Origin of the sequence: Paenibacillus glacialis (genome assembly GCF_001637205.1) — a bacterium.
GTDB classification, from domain to species: Bacteria; Bacillota; Bacilli; order Paenibacillales; family Paenibacillaceae; genus Paenibacillus_AQ; species Paenibacillus_AQ glacialis.
On the sequence record NZ_LVJH01000070.1, the window covers coordinates 210061 to 235399 of the forward strand.

Below are 25339 nucleotides of genomic sequence, written 5' to 3' on the forward strand. Positions count from 1 at the left end.
TATTATTAGTTAAAAAAAATTACCCCATTAAGGGGTAATATTCACACTTATTTCGAAGAGGTATCAGCATTCTTCTTCTGCCTACCCTCTACAAAATAGCGAATACGTACCAGGAGCATCAATCCAACGGCCACTAACAGACATTGAATGATCGGTAACTTATCATGTTGAAAAATGAGAAGCATACCGGAACCCATTGCCATCAAAATGTACAAAATGATCTCCTTCAACAAGGGTAATTTCTGATGTACACGAAATACTTTGTTGTAAACATACGTGATCAATACAAAGATGACAATATAAGCAACAAGCGGATGTTCTGCAAACCATACCTGCATGTAAGTTCACTCCCTTCATAATGGGGCATTTAACTTAAATATTAATTTTGAGCTGCCATTTTGCGGTTTTTCTCCGCACGTTCGCGTTCACTCTTATTCAATAGCTTTTTACGCATACGAATTGATTTAGGAGTAATCTCACATAATTCATCGTCATTCAAGTATTCCAAAGCTTGTTCCATAGAGAAGATGATTGGAGTTTTCATTTTCACTGTTTCTTCTTTATTCGCAGAACGAATGTTATTCACAGCTTTTTCTTTACATACGTTAACGACAATATCATTATCACGAGTGTGCTCACCAACGATCATACCTTCATAAATCTCAGTACCTGGTTCTACGAATAGCGTACCACGATCTTCTATACCGATCATAGCATATAATGTAGAGCTTCCGTTCTCACTAGAAACCAATACACCTTTACTACGTCCACCAACTTGACCAGATACGAGCGGACCATAACTATCAAAACTATGGTTCATAACACCATATCCACGAGTTAGAGTAAGGAAATGCGTACGGTAACCGATGAGACCACGAGCTGGAATAAGGAATTCCAAACGTACGTTACCTGAATTATTGAACATATTGGTCATTTCTGCTTTACGTTGACCAAGACTTTCCATAACTGCTCCCATACTTTCTTCAGGAATATCAATCATTAGATGTTCAATCGGCTCACTCTTCACTCCGTCAATTTCTCTAACGATAACGTTTGGTTTCGAAACCTGTAATTCAAATCCTTCACGACGCATGTTCTCAATCAGAATCGTAAGGTGAAGTTCACCACGACCTGAAACGATGAATGCTTCTGGTGTATCAGTATCATCTACTCTTAAACTAACATCTGTTTCCAACTCTTTATAAAGACGCTCACGTAGTTTACGAGAAGTAACAAATTTACCTTCGCGACCAGCAAATGGACTGTTGTTCACAAGGAAAGTCATTTGTAGTGTAGGCTCATCAATTTTCAATACAGGCAATGCTTCAGGATTGTTCGGATCTGCAATGGTTTCACCGATATTAATATCTTTAATACCAGCAATTGCAACGATATCTCCTGCTCCTGCTTCTTCAATTTCAATACGTTTCAAACCTTGGAAGCCGAACAATTTCTCAATGCGAGCCGTTTTACTCTTTCCATCACGCATAATAACTGTTACGGATTGTCCTGTGCGAATGATACCACGGTTAACACGACCGATCGCAATACGACCCATATATTCGTTATAATCCATCAACGTTACCAAGAATTGAAGAGGCTCATCAATTTTCTCAGTTGGTGCTGGAATATGATCAAGGATTGTTTCATACAAAGCAAGCATTGTTTCGTCTTGCTTCTCTGCAACCATACTTGAAGTACCGTTCAACGCAGAAGCATATACTACTGGGAAGTTCAACTGCTCATCATTTGCTCCTAGCTCTATGAACAAGTCCAAAACTTCGTCAATAACTTCCGATGGACGAGCTGCTGGACGGTCAATTTTATTGACAACAACGATTGGAGTTAGATTAGATTCGAGTGCTTTACGCAATACGAATTTAGTCTGTGGCATACAACCTTCATACGCATCAACTACCAACAATACACCATCAACCATTTTCATAATACGTTCTACTTCTCCACCAAAGTCGGCGTGACCAGGTGTATCCATAATGTTGATCGTGAAATCTTTGTACGTAATTGCCGTATTTTTAGCTAGTATGGTAATTCCGCGTTCACGTTCCAAATCATTGGAATCCATAGCTCTTTCTTGTACTTGTTCATTCTCACGGAAAATCCCCGATTGCTGCAGTAATTGATCGACTAGTGTCGTTTTACCGTGGTCAACGTGGGCTATAATCGCAATATTGCGGATCTGTTCTCTTGATTGCATGGTTTATATCCATATCCCTTCATTCTCAAGTCTCTATTCTATACAACGTGTCTCACAAAAGAAGCGCCAGGCGATAATGCCGACGCTTCAACATATCTTTAAATTATAATGATTTTTCTGAAATAATCAAGTTTTTTTCTTGAAAATGAATCATATTTATACATAAATTATTACCATTTACTTTTAGTTGAAGACTTTCTTCTCAGGATCAGCCATAATCCTACAGCGATCAGAAGAATCGATACAAGATATAATACCCCTGTTTGCATCAGACTTAACAGGATTAAAACAATTGAAAGTAATCCAAGAATAATGGATACCCATAAAGCCATACTAGATCGCGGACTCTCATATATATAATACTCATATAGTCCAACGGCTATACCCAAGATCAACGCAGGCCACAAATGAGACATCAAACCCCAGCCCCAAATGTTACATATACCAAAGAGTAATCCCCACACCGTTAATATCCCGCCCGGAATAAGAAGGATCGACTGCCCACGACGACTGAAATAAAGTGCATGCAAGAGTAAACCAGGAATTAATATAGCCAATGGCCAGAGGGAACGACCAAGAAAACCAAATACCCCAAGTTTCCCCAATAAAATGACAATACCCGCAATGATAATTAACAGTCCTAACTTTACATCTTTTTTGAAAGTCATTTCACACCCTCTTTTCTCCAAAATGCCATCAGGTCGGTATAACACCGAAATCTTTTTTTCATCATTATTGTATCTGAATTATGAAAAAAAAACCATAATTATAGATAAAGAAACGGATATCATCTGTTTAGGATGATATCCGTTTCTAAGAGAAATATTAAACAAGTTTATAAGTACCATTTCAATGCTGTAACTTATGGTTCAACATTTTCTTAAATCCACCTGCTAAAATCACAAATATAGCTAGTAAAAGAGGAAATAACGAATAACCTATCGGTAAAAGGGCTGACATGTATTCTCCGAAACTAGCATCGTGAAGCATCATCTCTCCACCCGTGTACCCTAATATCCCTGCACCCAAATAAATAAGGATAGGATAACGCTGTAACCAATTCACAATAATATTACTACCGTAGATCACAATAGGTATACTGAACGCAGTTCCAATAACAATTAAGGCTAAATCGCCTTTGGCTAAACCTGCAATAGCTAGTACATTATCAAGACTCATGATGAAGTCTGCTGCAAGTATGGTACGGACCGCTTTTGAAATTGTCGGTGTTTCACCCAGCCTGATCTCTTTCTTCTCTTCCAATAACAATTGGAATGCTATCCATAACAACATCAATCCTCCGACGGCTTGGAGAAATGGAATTTTCAACATCAATAAGGCAACAAAAGTTAGAAGAATTCTAAGGACAACAGCACCTAGAGCTCCCCACCATACCGTTTTTTTACGCTGTGGTGGAGGCAAATCTTTACTTGCTAATGCTATAACGACAGCGTTATCCCCACTCAACACTAAATTGATAACAAGAATTTCTAATAACAACCAAATTTGTTCCATGGTACAACCCCTCCTATTATTACTTGTATGAATAAATAAGAGGAGCTATGCTAGAGATAACATATTTTTTTATTTATGACTCCGATTTGTTATCGGATGCGTACATCATATAAAGGAGTGACACATCAATGGACACAACAGTACTCGGATTTCTCGCTTCACTAATGAACATCATATTTCTCGATCTCATCCTCGCAGGAGATAACGCAATCGTCATAGGTTTAGCTGCTAGAAATTTGCAGCCCTCTACTCAGAAAAAAGCTATTATTTACGGAACAGCTGGTGCGGTCGTACTCAGAATTCTCGCTACGATCGTCGTATTGTGGCTACTTAATATTCCGTGGTTGCTGTTAATTGGAGGCATTCTGCTTGTCTGGATTGCGTACAAGTTGATGACTGATGATGATGCCCACACTGATGTCAAAGCAGGTCAGTCATTATGGGCTGCAGTTAGAACCATTATTATCGCTGATGCTGCGATGGGTATAGATAATGTTATTGCTGTCGCCGGAGCTGCTAATCACAATCTTGTATTAGTTATTATTGGTTTGTTAATCAGTGTTCCTATTGTCGTCTGGGGAAGTACACTATTTATCAAATTAATCTCACGATTCCCATGGATTATTTATTTAGGATCCATCGTACTTGGATATACAGCATCCAATATGATGACTGAAGAAAAGAAATTACAACCATTTTTTGAACACTACCCTGCTCTTCGTATTGTATTCATCCTTATCGTCACCACTGGCATCCTCGTTGCAGGATTCATAAAGATTAGAGCAAATAAACGTAATAACATGACAGCTTCAAATATTTAGGTGTCGCTACACAGCGAAAAAACTGTCTGAAATCTTTCTGTAGGATACCGGTACGATCTGCATATACTAGACAAAAAAGGTAGACCAAGGTTATTTCCTTGATCTACCTTTTTGTTCTTTACTACTTAGAGGTATCTAGAACCAATCTTCTTCTACAGGACTATCAACTTTTGTGCTTCCGTCTCCATTAGGTGTTAGCACCATCGTCTCGGTACGCTCCACGGCGTCCAAGATCATGTCATTAAGATTGGTGATGGAACGCTCAATACTTTCTACAATACGTAGGTTGGGTTTGGTCGCAGGTGAATCTGGAACAAACAAAGTACAGCAATCTTCATAAGGTTGAATAGAAAGATCATATGTCCCAATATCCTTCGCAATCGAAATAATTTCATTCTTGTCCATCATAATCAGAGGTCTCAGAAGTGGTAATTCTGTCGCACGACCAATAGCATTCATACTTGATAAGGTCTGACTAGCCACTTGACCAAGACTATCTCCGGTTACAATTGCCAATGCACCTTCCCGTTCAGCTAGCAATGCAGCAATCCGTAGCATCGACCTACGCATTAAAGTAATGATTAATTTGTCCTGACCCTGACCCGTAAAAGAAGTTTGTACTTCTGTAAAGGGCACTAAGTGAAGCTTTATTTCGCCTGCGTATCCGGATAACACCTTCGCAAGATCTATTACTTTTTCCTTAGCAAGTTGACTCGTAAAAGGATAACTATAGAAATGAACACATTCCGTCGTAAGTCCTCTTCGCATAGATGACCATGCTGCAACTGGACTATCAATCCCTCCAGAGAGAAGTAACATCGCTTTGCCATTACTTCCTCTTGGGAACCCGCCTACAGCTGAAATAACTTCAAAGAAAATATAGGTTTCTGTTTCCCTAATTTCCACTCTCAGTTCTAGTTCAGGATGCTTCATACTCACATCTAACATTTCAAAATTCTTCAACAATTTGGATCCTACATGATGGTTCATTTCATGAGAGGAGTGAGCAAACTTCTTCCATACACGTCTAGCACTCACTTTAAAAGTAGTACTTTTTTGTAAATTCAGTTCTTCTACATAACGATAACTTGTTCCTAATATGTCATCCAATTCGGACTTACACACGATAACTGGACTTATGGAGGCAATACCAAATACTTTCTTTAATGCCTGTATTGGCTCATTTGCCGTTTCTCCATTGAGATATACATAGATTCTTCCGAACTCATTCCTTAATTCCACTAAAGGAAAAGGTTCTAGAACCGATTTCACATGAAGAAATACCGAATTCTCAAATCTTCTACGATTTTTACCTTTTAATATGAATTCTCCAAAGCGTAGTAGCAACATATCATAGATCATCATCTACCATTCCTTCCTTTTTCTAATAACGGACGTAACTCCTCAACCGCGGAACGTAGTGCATGCTCCAATTGGCTTACATCTTCTTCTGTATGACTATCCCCGAGACTAATGCGAATTCCACTTGATGCTTCTTCATTACTAAGGCCCATGGCCAACAAAACTCGGCTTGGCTTTGTATGTTTGGAGGAACAAGCCGATCTAGTAGATACTAACATCCCTTGCAATTCCAACGTATGCATCAACACTTCCGATTTCATCCCTGGGTAAGAGAAATGCACAATATGGGGTGCACCGCTCTCATGGCTATGAAGGTGTAAACCTTGAATATCTCTAATTATTCCATGAATTCGATCTCGTAGAATAGAAACATCTTTCGTAAACGACGTTTGTCGTACCGATGCCATTCGCATCGCTTTAGCCATAGCTACAAAATGCGGCGTATTTTCCGTTCCTGCACGTAATCCAAATTCCTGAGATCCTCCAGTTAGAAGCGGTGTTAACTTCAAGCCTTCTCGAACATATAGTATCCCAGTTCCCTTAGGACCACGAAACTTATGAGCAGAGAGCGTATATAGATCCACACACCACCTATTCAAATCCACAGGTAACTTACCAAAACCTTGTACCCCATCGACATGAAATAAAGTCCGTGAATTACAGCGCTTAATCTCCGTTCCGATCGTTTCTATCGGCTGTATAGCCCCCATCTCATTGTTAACGTGCATAATACTAACTAATATTGTATCTTTTCTTATGGATGCAGTAATGGATTCTATGGTAACACAACCATGCGAATCAACCGGAAGAAAAGTAACCTCGAATCCCCACTGTTGCAGTTGAAGAAAACTTTCATATACAGAAGCATGCTCAACCGTCGTCGTGATCAAATGCTTCCCACGACCCATATATTGGAGAGCTGCACCTTTAATTGCCAAGTTATTACCTTCAGTCGCTCCCGAAGTGAATACAATTTCTGAAGATTTAACCTGCAATGCACTCGCGCAAACTTCACGTGCACGCGTAATGAGTTTTACAGCATTCCCACCCAATTGATGAATGGAAGATGGGTTTCCATAATGCTTGTTCATCACCTCAGTTAAGGTGCGTATGACTTCTTCATACGGTGGCGTACTTGCAGCATGATCCCAGTAGATCATTTAAGATTTCCACCTTTCTTTTTCGACAACGCAAAAAGATCAAACGTTGGAGTGGGCGTAAGTACTCTTACTCTCTTTCACCCTGGTGCCTCCCCCGTGTGATCCCTTGTATATGACTATGTAGTTGTCACTCTATACTTCGTATTTGGCACGAGCAGCCTGAACCTTAGTTATATATTTTCTCGTCTCTAAAGGGAGTGAGTTCAAATTATTCATTAGTTCGGCATCTGTCGTTACACCAAGCCGCTGAACTCTTCCTGGTCCAGCATTATATGCGGCAAGAGCTATATTCTCTTGTCCATCAAAGCGCTTTAATTGATAAGATAGATATCTTGTTCCTGCATCGATATTCTCAGCTGGGTCAAATGAATCCCTAACTCCCAAACCTTGTGCCGTCCCATCCATTAATTGCATTAATCCTTTGGCTCCAGCTGAGGATACCACTTGTGGATTAAAGGATGATTCTGTATCAATGACGGCTTTAATTAACGATTCAGATATGCCATATTTACGACTCGCTTGTTGAATCAGATCATTATAAGTTGTAGGTAACGATTCCCCTGATTTGGTCTTCGTTTCAGTGATCGTCGTATCATCCATACTCACAGCTCCAAGTTGCTGCCATAACAGCCCGTCACTCCATGAAACACCAGGATTCAATGGTGCCCCGCTATCTGGCGCTGACACTTCAGACGTGGTCATCATCTGGTTCAACAATACATCAAACTCGGATCCACCAGTATTTGTATTAAGTATGCTCTGTATAAGGTCATTTTTATCCTGTATCGTAGCATTTTCTTGTAGACTTATAAGTTGTTTAGCAGTTACCGAGTCTATCTGCATGATCATTATCCCAACTTCCATCATAATGTGCTTCTTCCATTTTATCATGGGAATGGGACATACGCTACCTTCTCTTTAACTTCATTAAAAAAGCGAACTCCCAAACCCTCATGTGAGGCTTCAGAAAGTCCACTTTTAATATGTGTATTCGAGTACGAGGCATTAACTATCTTGTAAAAGGCATAAGCACAAAATAACTGATGGTAGCTAAAATCCCAAGAGCCATCGACCAGCCTCCGGTTGCTTTGTTTCCTTGTGAAAAGGCATAATATCCAATAATCGCCGCAACGGGACCAAGGACGATAGACCACATGAACAAAGATATAACACCAAATGCCAGCCCCACATATCCGGCCATTTGCCCTGTTCTTGACTCCATTATATCCGCATCATCATCATTAGAGATACCGGAAGGGGCTGGAGCGATTTCTGCTGCATATTCTTCTCCAAACTCTTCATTATGATCGTGATTCAGACGTGGATAATCAACACGTTTTGCATGAAGTATTCTTTCTTTACGAATACTTTCATTCTCGGAATGACCATGATTCTTATCTGAGCCTTGTTTATTTCTTCCCAATTACAACACCTCCTATTTCGTTTGAAAAGACATGTACCTCCCCCTACGACCGTGGTCTAAATGTTAAACAACATGTCGCAGCGGACGTTCGAGCCTTATCCTTATGGTCATTAAAATGCTCTTCTCCAAATTCTTCATTCAAATTCCGACTTGCATGAGCATCGATTTCAATCACAATCTTCTCAGCTTGACATAAATTCGCTTCTCCCCAAAAGTGACAATTGCTTACGCTACACTTAACTAATGTCTTGGGCTCATTTATCATTAAGATCACCTCTTCTTCATTGTCTCCGACACCGTGTACTGATATGCGAATATGAAGATGTAAGTTGATGGCATAATGCAAAGAATAATCCATTTCACTACATGATTTCTCTATTCTCAATACAAATTAAAACGGCTGAGCTGTCCCTAGTTAGGACGACTCAGCCGTTATGTAATATTCAGCATTTAATAATACAATTAATTTAGGTTTTAACTAAGCATGACTACGTTGACTTTGCATCCGACGCTCTGTTAAATAATCACTTTCATAATACGTAAGGTCATCTCTTAACTCTTCATACACTTTAGTAATATTTAGAATGATGTTACGCGCTTCTTGAATAGGCTTGATACGGAAGCGAATCGCATCTTGTCCTGTATAAGCGTAACGGCCGTCTTCAGCATAACTTTCATTTTTAGGGTAAAAGAAATTGTTGACGCAGTGATGATATACATTGTAGAGAGCCTTTTCGGCAAATTCGATATCAAAATTTGCTCGACGCAGAACCACACCTAATTTCTCATAAGACACTTCAGAGAAGACAAGTAAGTGGCGCAGTTCGGACAAAAATCCTTTGTAAAATTGAACCATTTCTTCATCGAATTGCTCTGTTGTCAATTGCGGCAGCGCATACTCATTCAGAAATATCTCTGTTCTTTCAATACCAAATTTTAATTTTTCTCTTGTGGATTCACACAATTTTTGAATATTGGCTGCTGACATGATCGTTAGCTCCCCCTTAATTGTACCTACGTCAATAGTTAAAGGTTTTTATACCTTATACTATAGATTTCACTTGTATTATCCTACCATATATTACTTTGAAGCGGTATACTTTTCTGCCTTAAATCTATTACTCAAGTTAGATCATTTCAACCCTCACATGACGAATAAAAACACAGCTACTTCCTAACGATAAAGAAAAGCTTTAGATCGCTATAGGAGGTATTGATATGTCCCGCAAAATATGGTTAGGTTCAGGAGTGTTAGTAGCTGTAGCAATGATAACAACCTTGATGTTGATACCGAATTCTAATACGAGTTCCAAGCAAATTTCGAGAACTCCGGTAGCTAATCCTCAACAAGAAGAGCACTTGAAACAAACAATAATGAATCATGATATTTCGTCCACAGATCATTTGACTCGAGCAGATGCGAAAGAGCATCTTTCTAACATGGCAGACCAATTCAATTCGTCGAGCAAACAGCAGATTAATCAGTATATCCAACAATTGCAAAAGGATCATCATCATATTCAGTTGCTGACATGGATTGATTTCTCTAAACAACATTCTAGCGCATACCAAGCAAAAAACTTATCATGGGACACGAACAATAACAAAGATTTTAACACATATCAAAAATTAGCTACAAACCAATTACGGAATCATCGTTCCTATGAATCACCATCATTCAAAGTGAAGGATACCCAATATTTCATTATGGCTGAACCTTCAACACAGGGGAACAAAGGAATTATCGCTTTAATTAGTCAACATGTTTTGAATGAAGTCTCCAATCACCAGAAACGTAATTTAAGGTTAATTCCTTATCCTAAAGAAGGTAACTATCGCGTGGAATCTGTAGAGACGAATACACTTCGAGACATTACCGTGAAGACCGGACACGATAATGAAAAGGCCAGTCATTATTATGAAAATGAGATTGTTGTACACTTCCGTGAAGAAATGTCAGATAAAACATTGATGGCCATTTCCAAAGAGATTAAAAGTAATTGGATTCGCAAAATGGGTTATGCATACGTATTTCATGCTGATCATATGAACTATTCACAACTCAAGACTTTTTTCATGAATAAATATCATCCCAATTATGTGGAACCTCACTATCTATATTTAACCAATGATGATTTAACTAAAGACAAGAACACTTCCGTTACACCTAACATTCCAAATGATCTGCTGTTCTCCAAATATCAATGGAATCTACCCGCAATTAAGACGAACAAAGGGTGGGAATTAACCAAGGGGAGCAAAGATGTGATTATTGCAGTCGTGGACACAGGTGTCGACTTGAAGCATCCTGACTTGAAAGGCAACCTTATTGATGGATATAACGTCGTTGATCCTTCCGCTCAACCTAAAGACGATGTAGGCCATGGCACGCATGTTGCTGGCATTATAGGTGCTGTAGTCAACAATAATGAAGGTGTAGCAGGTATTAGTTGGTACAATAAAGTCATGCCGATTAAAGCACTTGACAGTTCTGGAGCTGGTACAACCTATTCCGTAGCAGAAGGGGTTATATGGGCGACTGATCATGGAGCTAAAGTCATCAACATGAGCCTAGGGAATTATGCTGACTCTGAATTCCTGCATGATGCTATAAAATACGCTTATAACCGAGATGTTGTCATCGTGGCTGCTACAGGTAATGATAATACAGAGCGACCAGGATATCCTGCTGCTTATCCCGAAGTATTCTCCGTGTCAGCCACTGATTCGAATATGAAGCGAGCTTCATTCTCTAACTATGGAGATTATGTTGATGTTGTAGCACCAGGTGAAAGTATAGCAAGTACCTATCTAAATAATGAATATGCCGCGCTTTCTGGAACTTCAATGGCTAGTCCCCATGTTGCTGCGCTAGCAGGGCTCATCAGGTCCAGAAATCCAAATCTAAATAATGAAGAAGTCATGACTTTGATGCGTGAAAGTGTTGTGGATTTAGGGGATGCGGGTAGAGATAAGTATTTCGGTTATGGACAAGTCGATATTTACAAAGCTCTTAATGCTGCAGGTAACGGATCTTCTCCACTTCAATTCTGGCCACAGCATGTACAAAATCTAATGCAATCAGTTATTCAGAGAAAACAATCATCAAAGTAATTACTAATTCCTTTATAAAAAAACAATCCGTGCGAATACTCATACGGATTGTTTTTGTTTTTGATAATTCTTTATTTCTTGACTTTGTTTTTTGTTTTTGCTTTCGAAACGGTAACATTTTGTTTTTTCTCTTTTCGTCCAGAAACGCCTACTCTTTCTTCGATTCCTTCATCTACTGTTACAGTATTATATATATGTCTCTCAACAGGAATACAATGACGTCTATTGACCACTTGAATCGTGTGGATTACAGGAACTACTTGCGTAAAATAATGATCTCGTACAACGACAATGGGATCACAAATTATCGGTTCTACTGCAGGACATTGAAAACCAGAACAATGACTCATATTCATTTGCTCCTCTCGTGTTTTAATATAATGTATTATAAACGTCTAATTCTGGTCTGTACGATTGACTATCCTAAGTCACACTTAACTGAAATAGGCCTTCTATAACGAAAAAAAGGTGATGCCCCTCGGTAATTAACCGATAGAACATCACCTTTTTAAATTATGATACATCACATATATTAATTAGATTAAGTTGTTGTAGTTCTGAAAGTTTGCCTTAAGCCGGGTTCTGTGTCTATTGTGGTTCATACGGGAACAACCCTCCCACTCCAAACGACAATCATCTATCTAGGCCGAACATTACTGAGCGGCTCCAGCGACCAACCTAAACGCGCCTCGGGCTAAGGCTGCTCTCCTTGCAGAGAAGCTGCGTTCCATTAGGTCTTGCTCCAAGTGGGGTTTACCAGGAACGAAGTCACCAGCGTTCCTCGGGGTCTCTTACACCTCGGTTCCATCCTTACCTGTGCCGCTTGCTAGCAGCCATCGGCGGTCCATTTCTGTGGCACTATCCTTCAACTCGCGCTGACTGGACGTTATCCAGCACCCTGCCCTATGGAGCCCGGACTTTCCTCTCGTGATGCCTTAAGCATCACCAGCGATTGTCTGTCAAACTTTCGGGACAACACTTAATAGTATACAATGTGTCGAGCGAGAAATCAACCCCCAGTAACTTTCGAGAGTTACAGCTTTCAACATGTAACCTTATATACTACATGAATTGGAATGGTTCTGTATTCACTTTGGAAACATATATTTCCGTCTCAACCTTAGCAGCTTGAAGCTTCTCTCTCATCCATTCAGCCACTTTTGATTTCATTATTTTCTCCGCATTATGGCCTGGATCAATAATAGCGATGCCTGCCATTAAAGCATCCTGTGCCGTATGATAGTCAATATCTCCAGTAACAATCACATCAGCTCCACGGAATATAGATGGAGATACATATCTACTTCCGGAGCCACCAAGTACAGCAGCTTTACGTATAGGACGTTTCAGGTCACCTACTACCCTGACATGGTCTACCTGTAGATTCTGTTTAACAACCTGCACGAATTCCTCAAGTAACATGGGTGTATTTAATTTACCTACACGACCTAATCCTAAGGTTCTCCCTTTTAGATTCATAGCATACAGATCGTAGGCTACTTCTTCATAGGGATGGGCTTTCAGCATAGCCTGTACTACTTTTCTCTGTATTCCCTGAGGCACAATGGTCTCAATCCGTATTTCTTCAACTTTCTCTAGCTTTCCTTCCTTGCCAATAAAAGGACTACTTCCTTCATGGGGCATGAAAGTTCCATATCCTTCAATATTAAAGCTACAGTGGCTGTAATCACCTATATAACCCGCACCTGCTCCTAGAATTGCATCTAGAACTTGTTGATGATGACTCTTAGGTACAAAGACAACCAACTTAGATAATTGCTCCGTATGAAGATCTTCAATCGGGGAGCCATTCTCTATGCCAAGTGCTTCAGCCATCCAATCGTTCATCCCACCTTCTGTGACGTCGAGATTGGTGTGGCTGATGTAAACAGCAATATCATGTTTGATTAACTTCTCATAAAGTCTACCCATTGGAGTGTCGGTCTGAAGTTGTTTCAATGGGCGAAATATAATCGCATGATGCGCAATGATTAAATCAACATTTAATTGTATTGCTTCTTCTACAACTTCATCATTAATATCTAACGCAATGAGAACATTGTGAATGTCCTTCTGTAAGGTTCCCAACTGGAGTCCAATACGATCGTCAGGCATGGCTACATGTTTAGGAGCTAGCTGTTCCATATATTGTATTACAGTCTGTCCTTTGGCGAACATGATAGAACCTCCTTAATCTGTAGAATTTCTTGTGCTATTTCTTCATATTTAGTCTCTGCCGATTGCAAAGTAGACGTAGCGAGCGATTTCAATATTCGTTCCAACTTGTCGATCTCCGATATCCATTTGGTAGTAAAGATCGAATTCTTTTCTTGCAACAACCAAGGCCCCATCCGTACAGCGATTTCTTTTGTTATTTTCACAGGTCCATTATTACTATCGAGTAAATATTCTTTATAAACATCGTCACTTATGAACGCTACCACACCACTATTTTCAGGAACAGCCGTTAGTATTTCATATACTTTACGATCCTCTTCCATGATATGCTCAGATGTTAACACCCAGTGTTTGTCTAATAACCAACGACGCACGAGCTCTTCTCCTACATTGGGTTGTAATACAAGTTTCTTTACACCTTGGAGCTTATCTATCCCCTGGTCCAATATACTTGAAATTAGCCCTCCTCCCATGCCGGCGATTGTAATAACATCGACCTCACCAGGAGAGATAACATCTAGACCATCACCAAGCCTTACGGAAATCTTATCTCCTAGACCGGCTGTAGCCACCTGCTTTGACGCAGCATCGCGGGGACCGGGATTAACTTCCCCAGCCACTGCGCTTAGCGCCTTACCCGCTTTAATAGCTGCTACAGGCAACATAGCATGATCTGAGCCAATATCAGCAAATGTACTTCCAACTGGGATCTGTTCCATAATATATTGTAATCTTTTTGATAATTTCATAAGCCACCTACACAATCCATTTTTTTCGTAAAAAGAATAACATTGCAAGTATTTACATAACAATTACCTAATAAAAAAGCTACCATGATGATTTGCAATAGCTAAGAAAAAGAGCTAAAATATAAACCAATACAACAAATCAAGGAAAAAATTCCAAATACAAGAAATCTTCTTATCAAGAAGAAACGGATACCCATCTTAAGTGAAACTTATACTTCCTTATTATTTTCAAAAAAAAGACCTCTGAGCTAATGAGCTGCAGAAGGTCCAATTATACGCTTTATTCCAGAAAATCCTTAAGCCTTTTACTACGGCTTGGATGACGCAATTTACGAAGCGCCTTAGCTTCAATCTGGCGAATCCGTTCACGGGTTACTCCAAACACTTTACCAACCTCTTCAAGTGTTCTCGTACGTCCATCATCAAGACCGAAACGTAGACGTAATACATTTTCTTCCCGTTCGGTTAGCGTATCCAGTACATCTTCCAACTGCTCTTTGAGAAGCTCATACGCTGCTGCATCTGCAGGTGCCAACGCTTCCTGATCTTCTATAAAATCTCCTAGATGTGAGTCATCTTCTTCCCCGATCGGTGTTTCAAGGGATACTGGTTCTTGAGCGATTTTCATAATCTCCCGAACTTTTTCAACACTTAATTCCATCTCCGCTGCAATTTCCTCTGGTGATGGTTCACGCCCTAATTCTTGAAGCAATTGACGAGATACCCTTATCAGCTTATTAATGGTCTCCACCATATGAACTGGAATCCGAATTGTTCGCGCTTGGTCCGCGATGGCACGGGTGATAGCCTGACGTATCCACCATGTAGCGTACGTACTAAATTTAAATCCTTTTCCATGATCAAATTTCTCTACGGCCTTGATCAAACCCATGTTGCCCTCTTGAATCAGATCAAGAAACAGCATTCCTCGTCCAACATACCGTTTTGCAATGCTGACTACAAGACGTAAATTTGCTTCTGCAAGGCGTCTTTTAGCCTCTTCATCGCCATTCTCAATACGTTTGGCTAACTGAATTTCATCATCTGCTGATAATAATTGTACACGTCCAATTTCCTTAAGATACATACGTACAGGATCATTAATCTTAATCCCTGGTGGTAATGACAAGTCGTCATTAAAGGAACTCATCTCGTCCCCATTATGTTCTTCGGAGTCATCATTGGACCGAAGAGTATTTACCTCTTCATCATTCTCGTTGACCACTTCAATCTCCAAATCGGCCAAATGTTCATAGAACTCTTCCATTTGTTCGGGATCTTGATCGAATGGGGACAATTTCTCCATGATATCTTTGATATTTAACGTTGATCTTTTCTTACCTTGCTCAACTAGTTGATCTTTAACCTGATCAAGGGTCAACTCTGTCTCTATTTCAGTACGCTGATCATTCGCCATATTTCGACTCCCTCCTCCCTAGATACAATCAAACCATAACGTTCATTCATTGTCTCTCTAGGGCTATAATCTCACTACCTATTTGTGCTGCACGTAAAAAATCACCGGAGCGTTCTGCACTCATCATCTCTTCTTTTTTACGGTCTAAATGTACTTGCTGTGGAACCTTATGAACTTCCCTAATGTAATCATCGAGAACTTGAACATTCCAATCTCGGGGTGTATCCATCATGGAGATTGAACTAAGTGTCTTCTCCAATCGGTCATCATGTAGTGATGACATAAAACGGCTTATATCTGGGTGTTTACCCTGTGCATAATATGCATATAGATAAGCAGCAATGGCTGCATGATCATCAATGTTAAAAGCATCTCCGAGGTGTTCGCCCACATACTGGGCAACTTCGGCATCTTGAAGCATCAGAGAGAGTAGCCGACGCTCAGCGGTGTGATAAGCGGGTAGTAAAGTGGGAGCAGGAATCCGCCCTTTTTTATGCCTACCATTATTCCACCCGTCTTCAAAATTATCCCCATCCGGCATATTTTTTTGCATCGTCTGGCGAATCAGGTTGCAATCTTGCTTAAGACTTTCATAAGAAAGATGATGTTCAGAAGATAATTCCCTCAAATACACTTCTCTCTCCGTTGAGGATGATAGAGCCGCTATGATCGGAAGAACTTCCTTCATATAAGAAATTTTCCCATCTTCTTCTAGGAGTATATGGTTTTTTTTCAGATATATAAGTTTAAATTTTGTAGTTGAAACGGCGCCCTCAATAATTTGACTCATAAATCGTTCCGAACCATATTTACGTACAAAATCATCAGGATCAAGTCCATCACTTAGTATGGCGATTTTAATTCTAATCCCAGCACTTTCAAGCAATGGTATGTTCTTCATAGCTGATGACTGACCTGCACGGTCCCCATCGAAACAAATCAATATTTCATCTGCCATGGTCTTCATCATTGAAACATGACTTTCAGTTAAGGAAGTCCCCATGGTTGCGACACCGTTGTGCACTCCTGCCTCCCAAGCCGCAATCGTATCTCCATATCCTTCAAACAGCACAATTTGACGCAGCTTTCGAATGGAACTCTTCGCTTGATGCAAGTTGTACAACGTCCGACTTTTGTTAAATAGTTTACTTTCAGGCGAATTCATGTATTTCGGTTGTGCATCCCCAAGTACTCTGCCACCAAAGGCAATAATCCTACCCGTTCTATCGCAAATCGGAAACATAACTCGATCACGAAACCGATCAATAAAACCAGTACCATCACTTCGAGTGGACAATAGTCCTCCTTTTTCCATTTCTTCTAAATCGAATGATCGTTTCGTCAAAAACTGCACCAACGTATTCCATGACTCAGGTGCATAGCCAATTTGAAACTGATCAATCATTTTGTCACTGAATCCTCGTGCACGTAAGTAATCCATAGCAGGCTTACCATGTTCTGTGTTCTTCAGCAAATAATGAAAAAATTTGGATGTCCATTCATAAGCTTGTAAAAGTCTTTCTCTCTCAGGATTGGATGACGTTACTGCTCCACCCTGTATTTCTGGCATCTCGATATGACTTTCTTCCGCCATCAGTTTCACAGCTTCAGGAAAAGATAACGTTTCGATCTCCATCATAAACTTGATTGAGTTTCCACCTTTACCGCATCCATAACAGTAGAAAATCTGTTTCTCTGGTGTCACAGTAAATGATGGGGTCTTCTCCGAATGAAACGGACAGAGGCCCTTCATATACTTTCCTTGCTTGGCGAGATGAACGTACTTACTTACCGTATCGACGATATCATTGTGCTCTAACACGGAATCGATTACTTTTTCCGGAATATTACCTTGCCCAGCACTCATCTTTACCACCTTCATCTCTTTATAGCACGTAAATATAATTCGCTATAACTGAACATTCTCCTGCAAATCCTGCAAAATTATTGTCAAATTGTGTTGAAAAAATATTTTATCATCCGCTGTGATTGGTTTGGGCCCTTTGGAATGCTTACCCATTCTTCTCGCTTTAGCCTGATGATGTCTACGATCCAACATCAATTCAATATCATTATCCCCATAATGCTTGCCTCTAAAAGAGATAACATAACAACCTTTCGCTAATGCCAATGCAGCCAACCCATAATCCTGTGTGATTACGATATCACCTCGAGTAATATGGTTTGCAATGTATAGATCAGCACTTTGATCACTACGGTCAACCTGTACAGCAGTCACACCTTCTTCTTCACGAATTAGATGATCGTAAGAAGATACCATGAGGACAGGAACTGAAAATTGACGTGCAGTGACAGCTATTTCATGCTTTACGGGGCAAGCATCCCCGTCGACAACAATGTGAAACTTTGCCATTGTAGCCAGAAATATCACCTATTTCACCCAAAATTAAGTTCTTAAGTAGTATATACGCTCTGACCTAGCTAAAATCCTTCTTAATCAGTCTTAACAACTTATGGGAAATCTTAATTCAGATATATATGGGAACCATCAAATGATGAACTTTGATGGTTTCCGTATACGATTTTATTACCACACAAGTTTCGTAAAGTCTGCGAATGATTTTAAATCTTTATCGATCGCAGCTAATAGTGCTAATCGATTATTTCTAACTTGCTCATCTTCTGCCATAACCATTACTGAATCGAAAAATTCAGTAATGGCGTTACGAATCTGTCCTAGCCATTCCAACGCTTTATGTCCATCTCGTTGACCCAATGCATTATGATATCCCTCAAGGATAGATTGCCATGCTTTATAAAGTTCCTTCTCCCCTTGTTCTTGAAGAAGAGCTTCATCTATAACAAATTGTTCCGCTTTTCCACCAAGATTACTAACACGGTTAAAGGATTCGACCGTCGTTTTGAAGTCTTCTTGGTTAGTTACAGCGTCCATCAAGGCTCCACCACGTGAGACTACGGAGGCAATATCATCGAAATCTGCTGTGATCACCGCATCAACGACATCATAACGTAAGTTCTCCGAAAGAATTTTTTTAACTCGAAGACCAAAGAACTCAACTATAGTTGTACGTACTTCAGCAGCAGAAAGTTTCATTTTGCGAAGACTTTCATGAACATCAAGCGCTATGTTCAGTAGCTCTGACAATGAAATCGGTAGCTTTTGTCCAAGCATAATTTGAACAATACCCTGTGCTTGACGGCGAAGAGCATAAGGATCTTGAGACCCCGTTGGAATTATACCTATGGAGAAACAGCCGATAATCGTATCGATTTTGTCAGCAATACTAACAAGTGAACCAACGATTGAATCAGGGGTATTATCTCCAGCAAAACGTGGTTGATAATGTTGGAATACAGCCTTAGCTACTTCCTCTTTCTCACCCGCTCTACGTGCATAGTCCTCACCCATCACACCTTGTAATTCAGGGAATTCATAGACCATTTGAGTCACAAGATCGAACTTACAAATTTCAGCAGCACGGGATACGGCATTTGTATCTTCCTGAGAAAGCTGTAAAGCGGAAGATAGACCATCTGCAATACGACATGTTCTACGAACTTTGTCAGCAATCGATCCCAATTCTTCATGGAAAACGATATTCTCAAGTTTCAACAAGGCATCCTTAATATGAAGTTTCTGATCCTCTTCGTAGAAAAATTTCGCATCTGACAGACGAGCGCGTAGCACCTTCTCATTCCCTTTAGCAATAACATCCAATGAAGTACTATCGCCATTACGTACAGTAACGAAGAACGGTAGTAATTGATCTTGGTCATTTAATACTGGGAAATAACGTTGGTGCTCCCTCATAGAAGTAATCAATACATCTTGTGGGATTTCTAAAAAGGCAGGGTCAAAGGTTCCAAATAATACCGTTGGTGTCTCAACAAGAAACAACACTTCTTCAAGCAGATCCTCTTTAACTGCAATTTTCCATTGCTTCTCTTCTGCAAGAGCCTTGATCTGTTCCACAATCATGTCTTTGCGTTCATTCAGACAAGCAATAACAGACTGGCTTCGAAGCACATCCAAATATGCGGAAGGTTCCGTAACGACTGCTTCTTCTCCTAAGAATCGATGACCACGTGTCACATTACCCGATTTCACACCTGTAATTTCAAGGTCTATAACATCCGTTCCAAATAGAGCTATAAGCCAGCGAATCGGACGGACAAATTTAAATTCATGAGCGCCCCAACGCATATTCTTAGGAAACGTCATCGAAGAAAGGATGCTTAACAAGGCTTCAGACAGAATGCTTGAAGTCTCTACTCCTAAACTGCTCTTAGTTGCATATATATATTCAACGCCATTTAACTCTTGGAAGGTAAATTGTTCAGGCTCAACACCTTGACTGCGAGCAAAGCCTAAAGCAGCTTTACTCCAAGCACCACTGGCGTCCTGAGCAATTTTACGTGATGGCCCTTTTACTTCTTCCTCAATATCTTCTTGCTTCTCTGCTACACCTTCCACAAGTACCGCCAAACGACGTGGTGTTGCATAAGCATGCACTTGTCCATGTGAGATTCTAGATTGCTCCAACCATTTAACCATACGCTCTTCCAACTGTTCCACAGCTGTACGTATAAATCGGGCAGGAACTTCTTCCAAACCAATCTCAAACAATAAGTCTTTAGCCACGTTAAACATCTCCTTTCTTACAAAGCGGGAAGCCCAATTTCTCGCGTTCTCCCAAATAAGAGGCAGCTATTTGTCGCGCCAAATTTCTTACGCGAATAATGTAACCCGTCCGTTCAGTTACGCTGATAGCTCCACGAGCATCAAGTAAGTTAAAGGTGTGTGAACATTTTAATACGTAGTCATACGCAGGAAACACTAAATTTTGCTCCATCGCTTTATTAGCTTCCTCTTCATACATGTTAAATAATGTAAACAACATCTTCACATCAGACACTTCAAATGTGTATTTGGAATGTTCAACTTCCGCTTGATGAAACACATCTCCATATGTAATCCCATTTACCCATTCAAGATCAAATACATTTTCTTTATCCTGAATATAAGACGCGAGACGCTCCATACCGTATGTTATTTCAACAGCGACAGGACTTGCATCAATTCCTCCAACTTGTTGGAAGTACGTGAATTGCGTAACTTCCATACCGTCAAGCCATACTTCCCAACCAAGGCCCCATGCACCTAGCGTTGGTGCTTCCCAGTTGTCTTCAACGAATCGAATATCATGCTGTAAAGGATCAATCCCGAGACGCTTTAAGCTCTCCAAATAAATTTCCTGAATATTATCAGGTGAAGGTTTAAGAATAACCTGGAATTGGTGATGCTGGTAAAGCCGATTAGGATTCTCTCCATAACGTCCATCGCTTGGACGTCGGGAAGGCTCTACATATGCCACATTCCACGGCTCAGGACCAATCGAATGCAGATAGGTCATTGGATTCATGGTACCTGCACCTTTTTCCGTATCATACGGCTGGACAATAATACAGTTTTGATCTGCCCAGAACTGCTGTAGTGTAAGAATCATCTGTTGAAAATTCATAATAGCTTCGCTCCTTTTCCTTTTTCTAGGTTCATTTCATTCACATTTCTGTCCGAACAGCAAAAAGCCCTCGTCTTCTACGCCTGCTGAACAGACATAGGGACGAGAGCTTGTATCCCGCGGTTCCACCCTACTTGATCATGCTTACGCTTGAAGCTAAAGCACAATCCACTTTTATCATTCATTCATGCTCCCGAGTGCCTTTTCACGATTTCTCTCCATTGGGCTCTCACCATTCCCAACTCGCTAATAGAATCTAAATCGCTACTATCTCGATCAATGCATGTTACAATTAAATATAATCTTATAATATACTAATGGATATTGTCCCGTTCGTCAAATTTCATATTTATCCATCTGATCCAGGAAATTTCTCGATTTTAGATTTACACCTAATTGCATATCTATAAAGGATCTCATGACTTTTTTTAACTCCAGCTTAGTTTCTTCCTTCACATCGATATTCCCAAGTTTTCTTAGGTCAAGCCTTTCAAATAAACGTAATAATTTTAACGCGCGAGGTGTAATTGTCAAAGCTTGAGGATCAAGATGACGACAATACTTACACAATACTCCGCCAAGGCGAGGACTTATCAGTAACTCTTCTTCACTTCGTGGCTCCCCACATGAGATACAGACATCCAACTTTGGGGCATAACCCGCGGTCTGTAGCATTTTCATTTCATATACATTGAGTATAATTCCAGGGTCTTTCCCTTCTTCCAGTTCACCGAGACAAGCCTTTAATTGTTGAAACCAGAAGCTACCTGTCTCCTCATCTAAAAGAATACGATCAAGTAGCTCACAAGCATAGGATGCATAAGCTGCCATATAAAGATCTCCACGCAAACGATAATGAGACATCGTAATTTCGCCTGCATTCAGTGTACCTAATCCAGTACCGTTTCGAAAAAAAACATATTCTCCTAACGTAAACAGTTGCGTCAAGGCGGCATGTCGGCTCTTCACTTTCTTAGCTCCTCGAACGAGTACTCCTATTTTCCCCGCATTTTCGGTGCAAAGCGTAATGATTTTGTTCCCTTCACCGTAGTCCATGCTGCGGATGACAATCCCTTCCACCCTGTAAAGCATGCCTCTTCCCCCAACCATTCACGGAGCAACCACTCATTCGTTCTCTTCATAATCAACCATCTCTTCCACCACTGGATCTGTTGCAAACAACACCTGATCTGGAGATCCGGCTGCTTCTTTAAATAACAAATAAGCATCGACATCTCCAGTCATCGCAAAATACTTCCACGAAAAATCTCGCATACGTATTCATCCTTTCCTTTGGAAATGCGTCTGCATCTTCAAATTTAGGATGTGCGTTGTACGAGGTAATATGTGTTGCAATTCCTACCAACCTAAAATTAGCGTTAGCTTCCGCGGTGAAACCCTAAATCACGAAGAACCCGATCCTGATTGCGCCAATCTTTTTTAACTTTGACCCAAATTTCCAAGAAAATTTTGGAACCCAATAAGTTCTGTATATCATGACGTGCTAGCTGTCCAATTTCCTTCAACATTGCACCTTGCTTACCGATGATAATGCCCTTCTGTGAACTTCTCTCAACAAAAATAACAGCAGATATTTGCACCACGCCATTGTCCTGAACTTTCATATCTTCGATCATTACTGCTATAGAATGTGGGATCTCTTCTCTCGTCAAATGGAGTATTTTCTCACGAATCAATTCCGCACAAACGAATTGTTCTGGGTGATCCGTAATCTGATCTGCAGGATAATACTGTGGTCCCTCTGGCAAATACTTATCCAATTCCTTTAATAAGGTATTCACGTTATTTCCGTTTTTAGCAGATACCGGAATGATCTCTGCAAAGTCGTATAACTTACGATATCCCTCAATAAGAGGCAATAATGCTTGCGGCTCAATACGGTCAATTTTATTCAACACGAGAATAATCGGTGTTCGGACATTCTGAAGCTGCTCTACAATGTAGCGATCACCGCCACCCATTCCTTCAGCTGCATCTACAAGGAACAATACTGCCTCTACTTCACCTAATGTATTAAGAGCCGTCTGGTTCATGAAATCACCAAGTTTAGATTGGCGTTTGTGAATACCAGGTGTATCTAGAAATACGATTTGGTTATGTTCTGTTGTGTATACACCATGAATTTTGTTACGGGTAGTCTGCGGCTTGTCCGACATGATCGCAATTTTCTGCCCAATCACTTGATTCATCAATGTTGATTTACCCACATTTGGTCTTCCGACGATCCCTACGAAGCCTGATTTAAATTTTGCCATTTTATTTGTTTTCCTCCTAGAAAATGTTCCTCATATACCTTATATCTTATTTCTTTAATGGTTCGATAACATTACTATTTCTGTACTTTATCTAGATCTGATGGTCCAAAGGAATCCGGTAATAACTCACGCACGGTCGTTTCACGGATTTCACCTTTTAGATTACCTAGAATAACTAGCATGTCCAGATCACATAGTTCCACCATCACTTGACGACAAACACCACAAGGAGCAACGGGTCCCTCGGTGTCTGCGACAACTGCTATCGCTTTAAAACTACGCGCCTGATGACCATCTGCAATCGCACGAAACATCGCTGTCCGTTCAGCACAGTTTGTAGGACCATAGGCAGCATTCTCAATATTACATCCATGATGTACTTGTCCTTCGCTATCTAACAGCGCAGCACCTACACCAAAATGTGAGTATGGAATATATGCTTTTTCTCGTGCTTTAATAGCTTCTTTCAACAACGTTGTTGAGTCCATATGAGACCTCCTAAAAGATTTTGAGCGTTACTACTTGAATTTGCTTCGAAAAAACTCGCATCGGAAGCATGTACTTAAAAGTTTTTTTGTAGCAACACAACTTGATATACTCCGTAAAAAACTCGCTTCGGAAGCATGTACTTAAAGTCTTTTTGTAGCATTTCATCTTGTTACACTTCGTAAAAAAACTTGCTTCGAATGCACATGCTTAGTTTTTGATCATTACTATATTTTATCCCCCAAATAGCTCCACAAGGGGTCTGTAGAAGACCACAATTCCTACAACCACTGCAAAAGCCGCAGTAAGAAGCACAGCTCCTGCGGCAGTATCCTTGGCTATCTTAGCCAAAGGGTGAATATCACTTGATACAAGGTCTACAACAGCCTCCAAGGCCGTGTTAAACATCTCTGCTGTTAATACTAAGGTAATAGCCAGAAGCAGAAATAGCCATCGCATGGTCGATACCTGTAATACAGCAGCGGCCACTATAACGATCAAGGCCGCCAGCCCATGCACCTTCATGTTTCTCTGAGTAGTCATGGCGTATCTGATTCCTTCCGCCGCAAAACCAAAAGAGGAAAAGAAGGATTTCTTACCCATTATCGAATCAACCCCACTTGAACGAGAACAGCCTCTTGTTTACCCATCATTTCATCTTCAGAAGCTTTGTCTTGATGATCGTAACCAAGCAAATGCAGGAATCCATGAACGAACAAGAATCCAATTTCTCGCTCCAACGAATGACCAAATTCTTCACTTTGTAATTTCGCTCGGGAAACAGAAATGATAATATCACCTAACACATCAGGGAGTTCTTCCATTTCCGCTCCTCCTTCCAATTCATAGACAATTGCAAGTTCATCATCTAATGAATCGTTCATAGCGAAAGAAAGTACATCGGTTGGTCGATCGATACCACGATAATCCCTATTCAATTCATGAATCTGCTCATCATTCACAAAGGTTAATGCAACCTCCCCATCGATCACACCCTCAGCCTCTCCAGCCTTTTGAAGCGCAGATTCAAGCAAAGTTATTAAAGAATCATTGATTTCGTACTCCGACTGCTCATTACTCCAAGCCAGTTGTAGACTCATATGTTAAACACCCTTTCTG

General features: G+C 40.3%; 26 protein-coding genes, 1 other RNA gene and 1 other annotated feature. Of the genes, 2 read left to right on the forward strand and 25 right to left on the reverse strand.

Translation table 11 applies throughout. The features are described 5' to 3' along the window. Positions 1–47: 47 nt before the first annotated feature. The 4 genes from PGLA_RS23750 to PGLA_RS23765 all read right to left on the reverse strand — a co-directional run bounded on the left by PGLA_RS23750 (position 48) and on the right by PGLA_RS23765 (position 3730). On the reverse strand, positions 48–338 hold the full coding sequence (locus PGLA_RS23750; protein WP_068537674.1) for a YlaH-like family protein: 291 nt from the start codon (positions 336–338) through the stop codon (positions 48–50). A 41-nt stretch (positions 339–379) separates the two neighbouring features. Then, a complete protein-coding gene (typA, locus tag PGLA_RS23755; protein WP_068537675.1) occupies positions 380–2215 on the reverse strand; it encodes a translational GTPase TypA in 1836 nt (611 codons plus the stop codon). A gap of 170 nt (positions 2216–2385) precedes the next feature. Beyond that, positions 2386–2883 carry a hypothetical protein gene (locus PGLA_RS23760; protein ID WP_068537676.1) on the reverse strand — a complete coding sequence of 166 codons (498 nt, stop codon included), beginning with the start codon at positions 2881–2883 and terminating at the stop codon, positions 2386–2388. Positions 2884–3064: 181 nt separating this feature from the next. After that, positions 3065–3730 (reverse strand): TerC family protein, encoded by a 666-nt coding sequence (locus PGLA_RS23765; RefSeq protein WP_068537677.1) that lies wholly within the window; start codon positions 3728–3730, stop codon positions 3065–3067. 128 nt (positions 3731–3858) lie between these two features. Here PGLA_RS23765 and PGLA_RS23770 point away from each other — a divergent pair, with 128 nt between their 5' ends. Continuing rightward, positions 3859–4551 carry a TerC family protein gene (locus PGLA_RS23770; RefSeq protein ID WP_068537678.1) on the forward strand — a complete coding sequence of 231 codons (693 nt, stop codon included), beginning with the start codon at positions 3859–3861 and terminating at the stop codon, positions 4549–4551. Positions 4552–4686: 135 nt separating this feature from the next. Here PGLA_RS23770 and thiI read toward each other — a convergent pair whose 3' ends face one another. From thiI to PGLA_RS23800, 6 genes are all read right to left on the reverse strand, one after another. Then, on the reverse strand, positions 4687–5913 hold the full coding sequence (thiI, locus tag PGLA_RS23775) for a tRNA uracil 4-sulfurtransferase ThiI (protein ID WP_068537964.1): 1227 nt from the start codon (positions 5911–5913) through the stop codon (positions 4687–4689). Next, positions 5913–7073, reverse strand: coding sequence for a cysteine desulfurase family protein (locus PGLA_RS23780; protein WP_068537679.1), 1161 nt, complete (start codon positions 7071–7073; stop codon positions 5913–5915). The genes thiI and PGLA_RS23780 overlap by 1 nt, the downstream gene beginning before the upstream one ends. A 132-nt stretch (positions 7074–7205) precedes the next feature. Next, positions 7206–7916, reverse strand: a complete 711-nt coding sequence (locus tag PGLA_RS23785; protein WP_068537965.1) for a lytic transglycosylase domain-containing protein — start codon at positions 7914–7916, stop codon at positions 7206–7208. Between the two features lie 166 nt (positions 7917–8082). Beyond that, a complete protein-coding gene (locus tag PGLA_RS23790) occupies positions 8083–8496 on the reverse strand; it encodes a hypothetical protein (protein WP_068537680.1) in 414 nt (137 codons plus the stop codon). A 43-nt stretch (positions 8497–8539) separates the two neighbouring features. Then, positions 8540–8854 carry a DUF1540 domain-containing protein gene (locus PGLA_RS23795; protein ID WP_342671707.1) on the reverse strand — a complete coding sequence of 105 codons (315 nt, stop codon included), beginning with the start codon at positions 8852–8854 and terminating at the stop codon, positions 8540–8542. A gap of 120 nt (positions 8855–8974) precedes the next feature. Further along, entirely contained in the window at positions 8975–9484 is a 510-nt protein-coding gene (locus tag PGLA_RS23800) for a YpuI family protein (protein ID WP_068537681.1), read from the reverse strand. Positions 9485–9714: 230 nt separating this feature from the next. On the opposite strand from PGLA_RS23800, the gene PGLA_RS23805 reads away from it, so the two are divergent. Beyond that, entirely contained in the window at positions 9715–11610 is a 1896-nt protein-coding gene (locus PGLA_RS23805; RefSeq protein ID WP_068537682.1) for a S8 family peptidase, read from the forward strand. Positions 11611–11681: 71 nt separating this feature from the next. Here PGLA_RS23805 and PGLA_RS23810 read toward each other — a convergent pair whose 3' ends face one another. The 15 genes from PGLA_RS23810 to ybeY all read right to left on the reverse strand — a co-directional run bounded on the left by PGLA_RS23810 (position 11682) and on the right by ybeY (position 25320). Further along, positions 11682–11960, reverse strand: coding sequence for a hypothetical protein (locus PGLA_RS23810; RefSeq protein WP_068537683.1), 279 nt, complete (start codon positions 11958–11960; stop codon positions 11682–11684). Positions 11961–12166: 206 nt separating this feature from the next. After that, positions 12167–12578: RNase P RNA component class A (gene rnpB, locus PGLA_RS23815), an RNA gene on the reverse strand. A gap of 94 nt (positions 12579–12672) precedes the next feature. After that, on the reverse strand, positions 12673–13788 hold the full coding sequence (locus PGLA_RS23820) for a Nif3-like dinuclear metal center hexameric protein (protein WP_068537684.1): 1116 nt from the start codon (positions 13786–13788) through the stop codon (positions 12673–12675). Then, positions 13764–14537 (reverse strand): tRNA (adenine(22)-N(1))-methyltransferase, encoded by a 774-nt coding sequence (locus PGLA_RS23825; RefSeq protein ID WP_068537685.1) that lies wholly within the window; start codon positions 14535–14537, stop codon positions 13764–13766. Before PGLA_RS23825 ends, PGLA_RS23820 begins: the two co-directional genes overlap by 25 nt. A 280-nt stretch (positions 14538–14817) precedes the next feature. Then, positions 14818–15954, reverse strand: a complete 1137-nt coding sequence (gene rpoD, locus PGLA_RS23830) for an RNA polymerase sigma factor RpoD (RefSeq protein ID WP_068537686.1) — start codon at positions 15952–15954, stop codon at positions 14818–14820. A gap of 46 nt (positions 15955–16000) precedes the next feature. Then, the gene (gene dnaG, locus PGLA_RS23835) at positions 16001–17821 is read right to left on the reverse strand and encodes a DNA primase (RefSeq protein ID WP_068537687.1); all 1821 of its coding nucleotides are present in this window, start codon (positions 17819–17821) and stop codon (positions 16001–16003) included. Positions 17822–17863: 42 nt separating this feature from the next. Beyond that, positions 17864–18328: a YaiI/YqxD family protein gene (locus PGLA_RS23840; protein WP_068537688.1), complete on the reverse strand. Its 465-nt coding sequence runs from the start codon at positions 18326–18328 to the stop codon at positions 17864–17866. Positions 18329–18502: 174 nt separating this feature from the next. After that, positions 18503–20578, reverse strand: coding sequence for a glycine--tRNA ligase subunit beta (glyS, locus tag PGLA_RS23845; protein ID WP_068537689.1), 2076 nt, complete (start codon positions 20576–20578; stop codon positions 18503–18505). A gap of 1 nt (position 20579) precedes the next feature. After that, on the reverse strand, positions 20580–21458 hold the full coding sequence (gene glyQ / locus PGLA_RS23850) for a glycine--tRNA ligase subunit alpha (RefSeq protein WP_068537690.1): 879 nt from the start codon (positions 21456–21458) through the stop codon (positions 20580–20582). A 95-nt stretch (positions 21459–21553) separates the two neighbouring features. Further along, positions 21554–21747: a binding site (T-box leader), on the reverse strand. A 47-nt stretch (positions 21748–21794) separates the two neighbouring features. Further along, positions 21795–22550, reverse strand: a complete 756-nt coding sequence (gene recO / locus PGLA_RS23855) for a DNA repair protein RecO (protein WP_068537691.1) — start codon at positions 22548–22550, stop codon at positions 21795–21797. Between the two features lie 33 nt (positions 22551–22583). After that, positions 22584–22733, reverse strand: a complete 150-nt coding sequence (locus PGLA_RS27205; RefSeq protein ID WP_084411466.1) for a YqzL family protein — start codon at positions 22731–22733, stop codon at positions 22584–22586. Between the two features lie 104 nt (positions 22734–22837). Further along, complete coding sequence (era, locus tag PGLA_RS23860) at positions 22838–23734, reverse strand: GTPase Era (RefSeq protein ID WP_068537692.1); 897 nt, start codon at positions 23732–23734, stop codon at positions 22838–22840. 74 nt (positions 23735–23808) lie between these two features. Beyond that, entirely contained in the window at positions 23809–24222 is a 414-nt protein-coding gene (locus PGLA_RS23865) for a cytidine deaminase (protein ID WP_068537693.1), read from the reverse strand. Between the two features lie 232 nt (positions 24223–24454). Beyond that, the gene (locus PGLA_RS23870; RefSeq protein WP_068537694.1) at positions 24455–24823 is read right to left on the reverse strand and encodes a diacylglycerol kinase family protein; all 369 of its coding nucleotides are present in this window, start codon (positions 24821–24823) and stop codon (positions 24455–24457) included. Further along, positions 24823–25320 (reverse strand): rRNA maturation RNase YbeY, encoded by a 498-nt coding sequence (ybeY, locus tag PGLA_RS23875; protein ID WP_068537695.1) that lies wholly within the window; start codon positions 25318–25320, stop codon positions 24823–24825. The genes PGLA_RS23870 and ybeY overlap by 1 nt, the downstream gene beginning before the upstream one ends. Positions 25321–25339: the final 19 nt, after the last annotated feature.

Bases quoted from the DNA above. Each gene is read 5' to 3' on its own strand.
- PGLA_RS23770 (WP_068537678.1), top strand. From the start codon at position 3,859: ATGGACACAACAGTACTCGGATTTCTCGCTTCACTAATGAACATCATA.
- PGLA_RS23760 (WP_068537676.1), bottom strand. From the start codon at position 2,883: ATGACTTTCAAAAAAGATGTAAAGTTAGGACTGTTAATTATCATTGCG.
- recO (WP_068537691.1), bottom strand. From the start codon at position 22,550: ATGCTTTACAGGGTGGAAGGGATTGTCATCCGCAGCATGGACTACGGT.
- PGLA_RS23870 (WP_068537694.1), bottom strand. From the start codon at position 24,823: ATGGGTAAGAAATCCTTCTTTTCCTCTTTTGGTTTTGCGGCGGAAGGA.
- ybeY (WP_068537695.1), bottom strand. From the start codon at position 25,320: ATGAGTCTACAACTGGCTTGGAGTAATGAGCAGTCGGAGTACGAAATC.
- typA (WP_068537675.1), bottom strand. From the start codon at position 2,215: ATGCAATCAAGAGAACAGATCCGCAATATTGCGATTATAGCCCACGTT.
- glyQ (WP_068537690.1), bottom strand. From the start codon at position 21,458: ATGAATTTTCAACAGATGATTCTTACACTACAGCAGTTCTGGGCAGAT.
- PGLA_RS23865 (WP_068537693.1), bottom strand. From the start codon at position 24,222: ATGGACTCAACAACGTTGTTGAAAGAAGCTATTAAAGCACGAGAAAAA.
- PGLA_RS23805 (WP_068537682.1), top strand. From the start codon at position 9,715: ATGTCCCGCAAAATATGGTTAGGTTCAGGAGTGTTAGTAGCTGTAGCA.
- PGLA_RS23800 (WP_068537681.1), bottom strand. From the start codon at position 9,484: ATGTCAGCAGCCAATATTCAAAAATTGTGTGAATCCACAAGAGAAAAA.
- PGLA_RS23750 (WP_068537674.1), bottom strand. From the start codon at position 338: ATGCAGGTATGGTTTGCAGAACATCCGCTTGTTGCTTATATTGTCATC.
- rpoD (WP_068537686.1), bottom strand. From the start codon at position 15,954: ATGGCGAATGATCAGCGTACTGAAATAGAGACAGAGTTGACCCTTGAT.
- PGLA_RS23765 (WP_068537677.1), bottom strand. From the start codon at position 3,730: ATGGAACAAATTTGGTTGTTATTAGAAATTCTTGTTATCAATTTAGTG.
- PGLA_RS23780 (WP_068537679.1), bottom strand. From the start codon at position 7,073: ATGATCTACTGGGATCATGCTGCAAGTACGCCACCGTATGAAGAAGTC.
- era (WP_068537692.1), bottom strand. From the start codon at position 23,734: ATGGCAAAATTTAAATCAGGCTTCGTAGGGATCGTCGGAAGACCAAAT.
- PGLA_RS23840 (WP_068537688.1), bottom strand. From the start codon at position 18,328: ATGGCAAAGTTTCACATTGTTGTCGACGGGGATGCTTGCCCCGTAAAG.
- PGLA_RS23825 (WP_068537685.1), bottom strand. From the start codon at position 14,537: ATGAAATTATCAAAAAGATTACAATATATTATGGAACAGATCCCAGTT.
- PGLA_RS23810 (WP_068537683.1), bottom strand. From the start codon at position 11,960: ATGAGTCATTGTTCTGGTTTTCAATGTCCTGCAGTAGAACCGATAATT.
- PGLA_RS23795 (WP_342671707.1), bottom strand. From the start codon at position 8,854: ATGGATTATTCTTTGCATTATGCCATCAACTTACATCTTCATATTCGC.
- PGLA_RS23785 (WP_068537965.1), bottom strand. From the start codon at position 7,916: ATGCAGATAGACTCGGTAACTGCTAAACAACTTATAAGTCTACAAGAA.
- dnaG (WP_068537687.1), bottom strand. From the start codon at position 17,821: ATGAGTGCTGGGCAAGGTAATATTCCGGAAAAAGTAATCGATTCCGTG.
- PGLA_RS23820 (WP_068537684.1), bottom strand. From the start codon at position 13,788: ATGTTCGCCAAAGGACAGACTGTAATACAATATATGGAACAGCTAGCT.
- PGLA_RS27205 (WP_084411466.1), bottom strand. From the start codon at position 22,733: ATGCGAGATTTTTCGTGGAAGTATTTTGCGATGACTGGAGATGTCGAT.
- thiI (WP_068537964.1), bottom strand. From the start codon at position 5,913: ATGATCTATGATATGTTGCTACTACGCTTTGGAGAATTCATATTAAAA.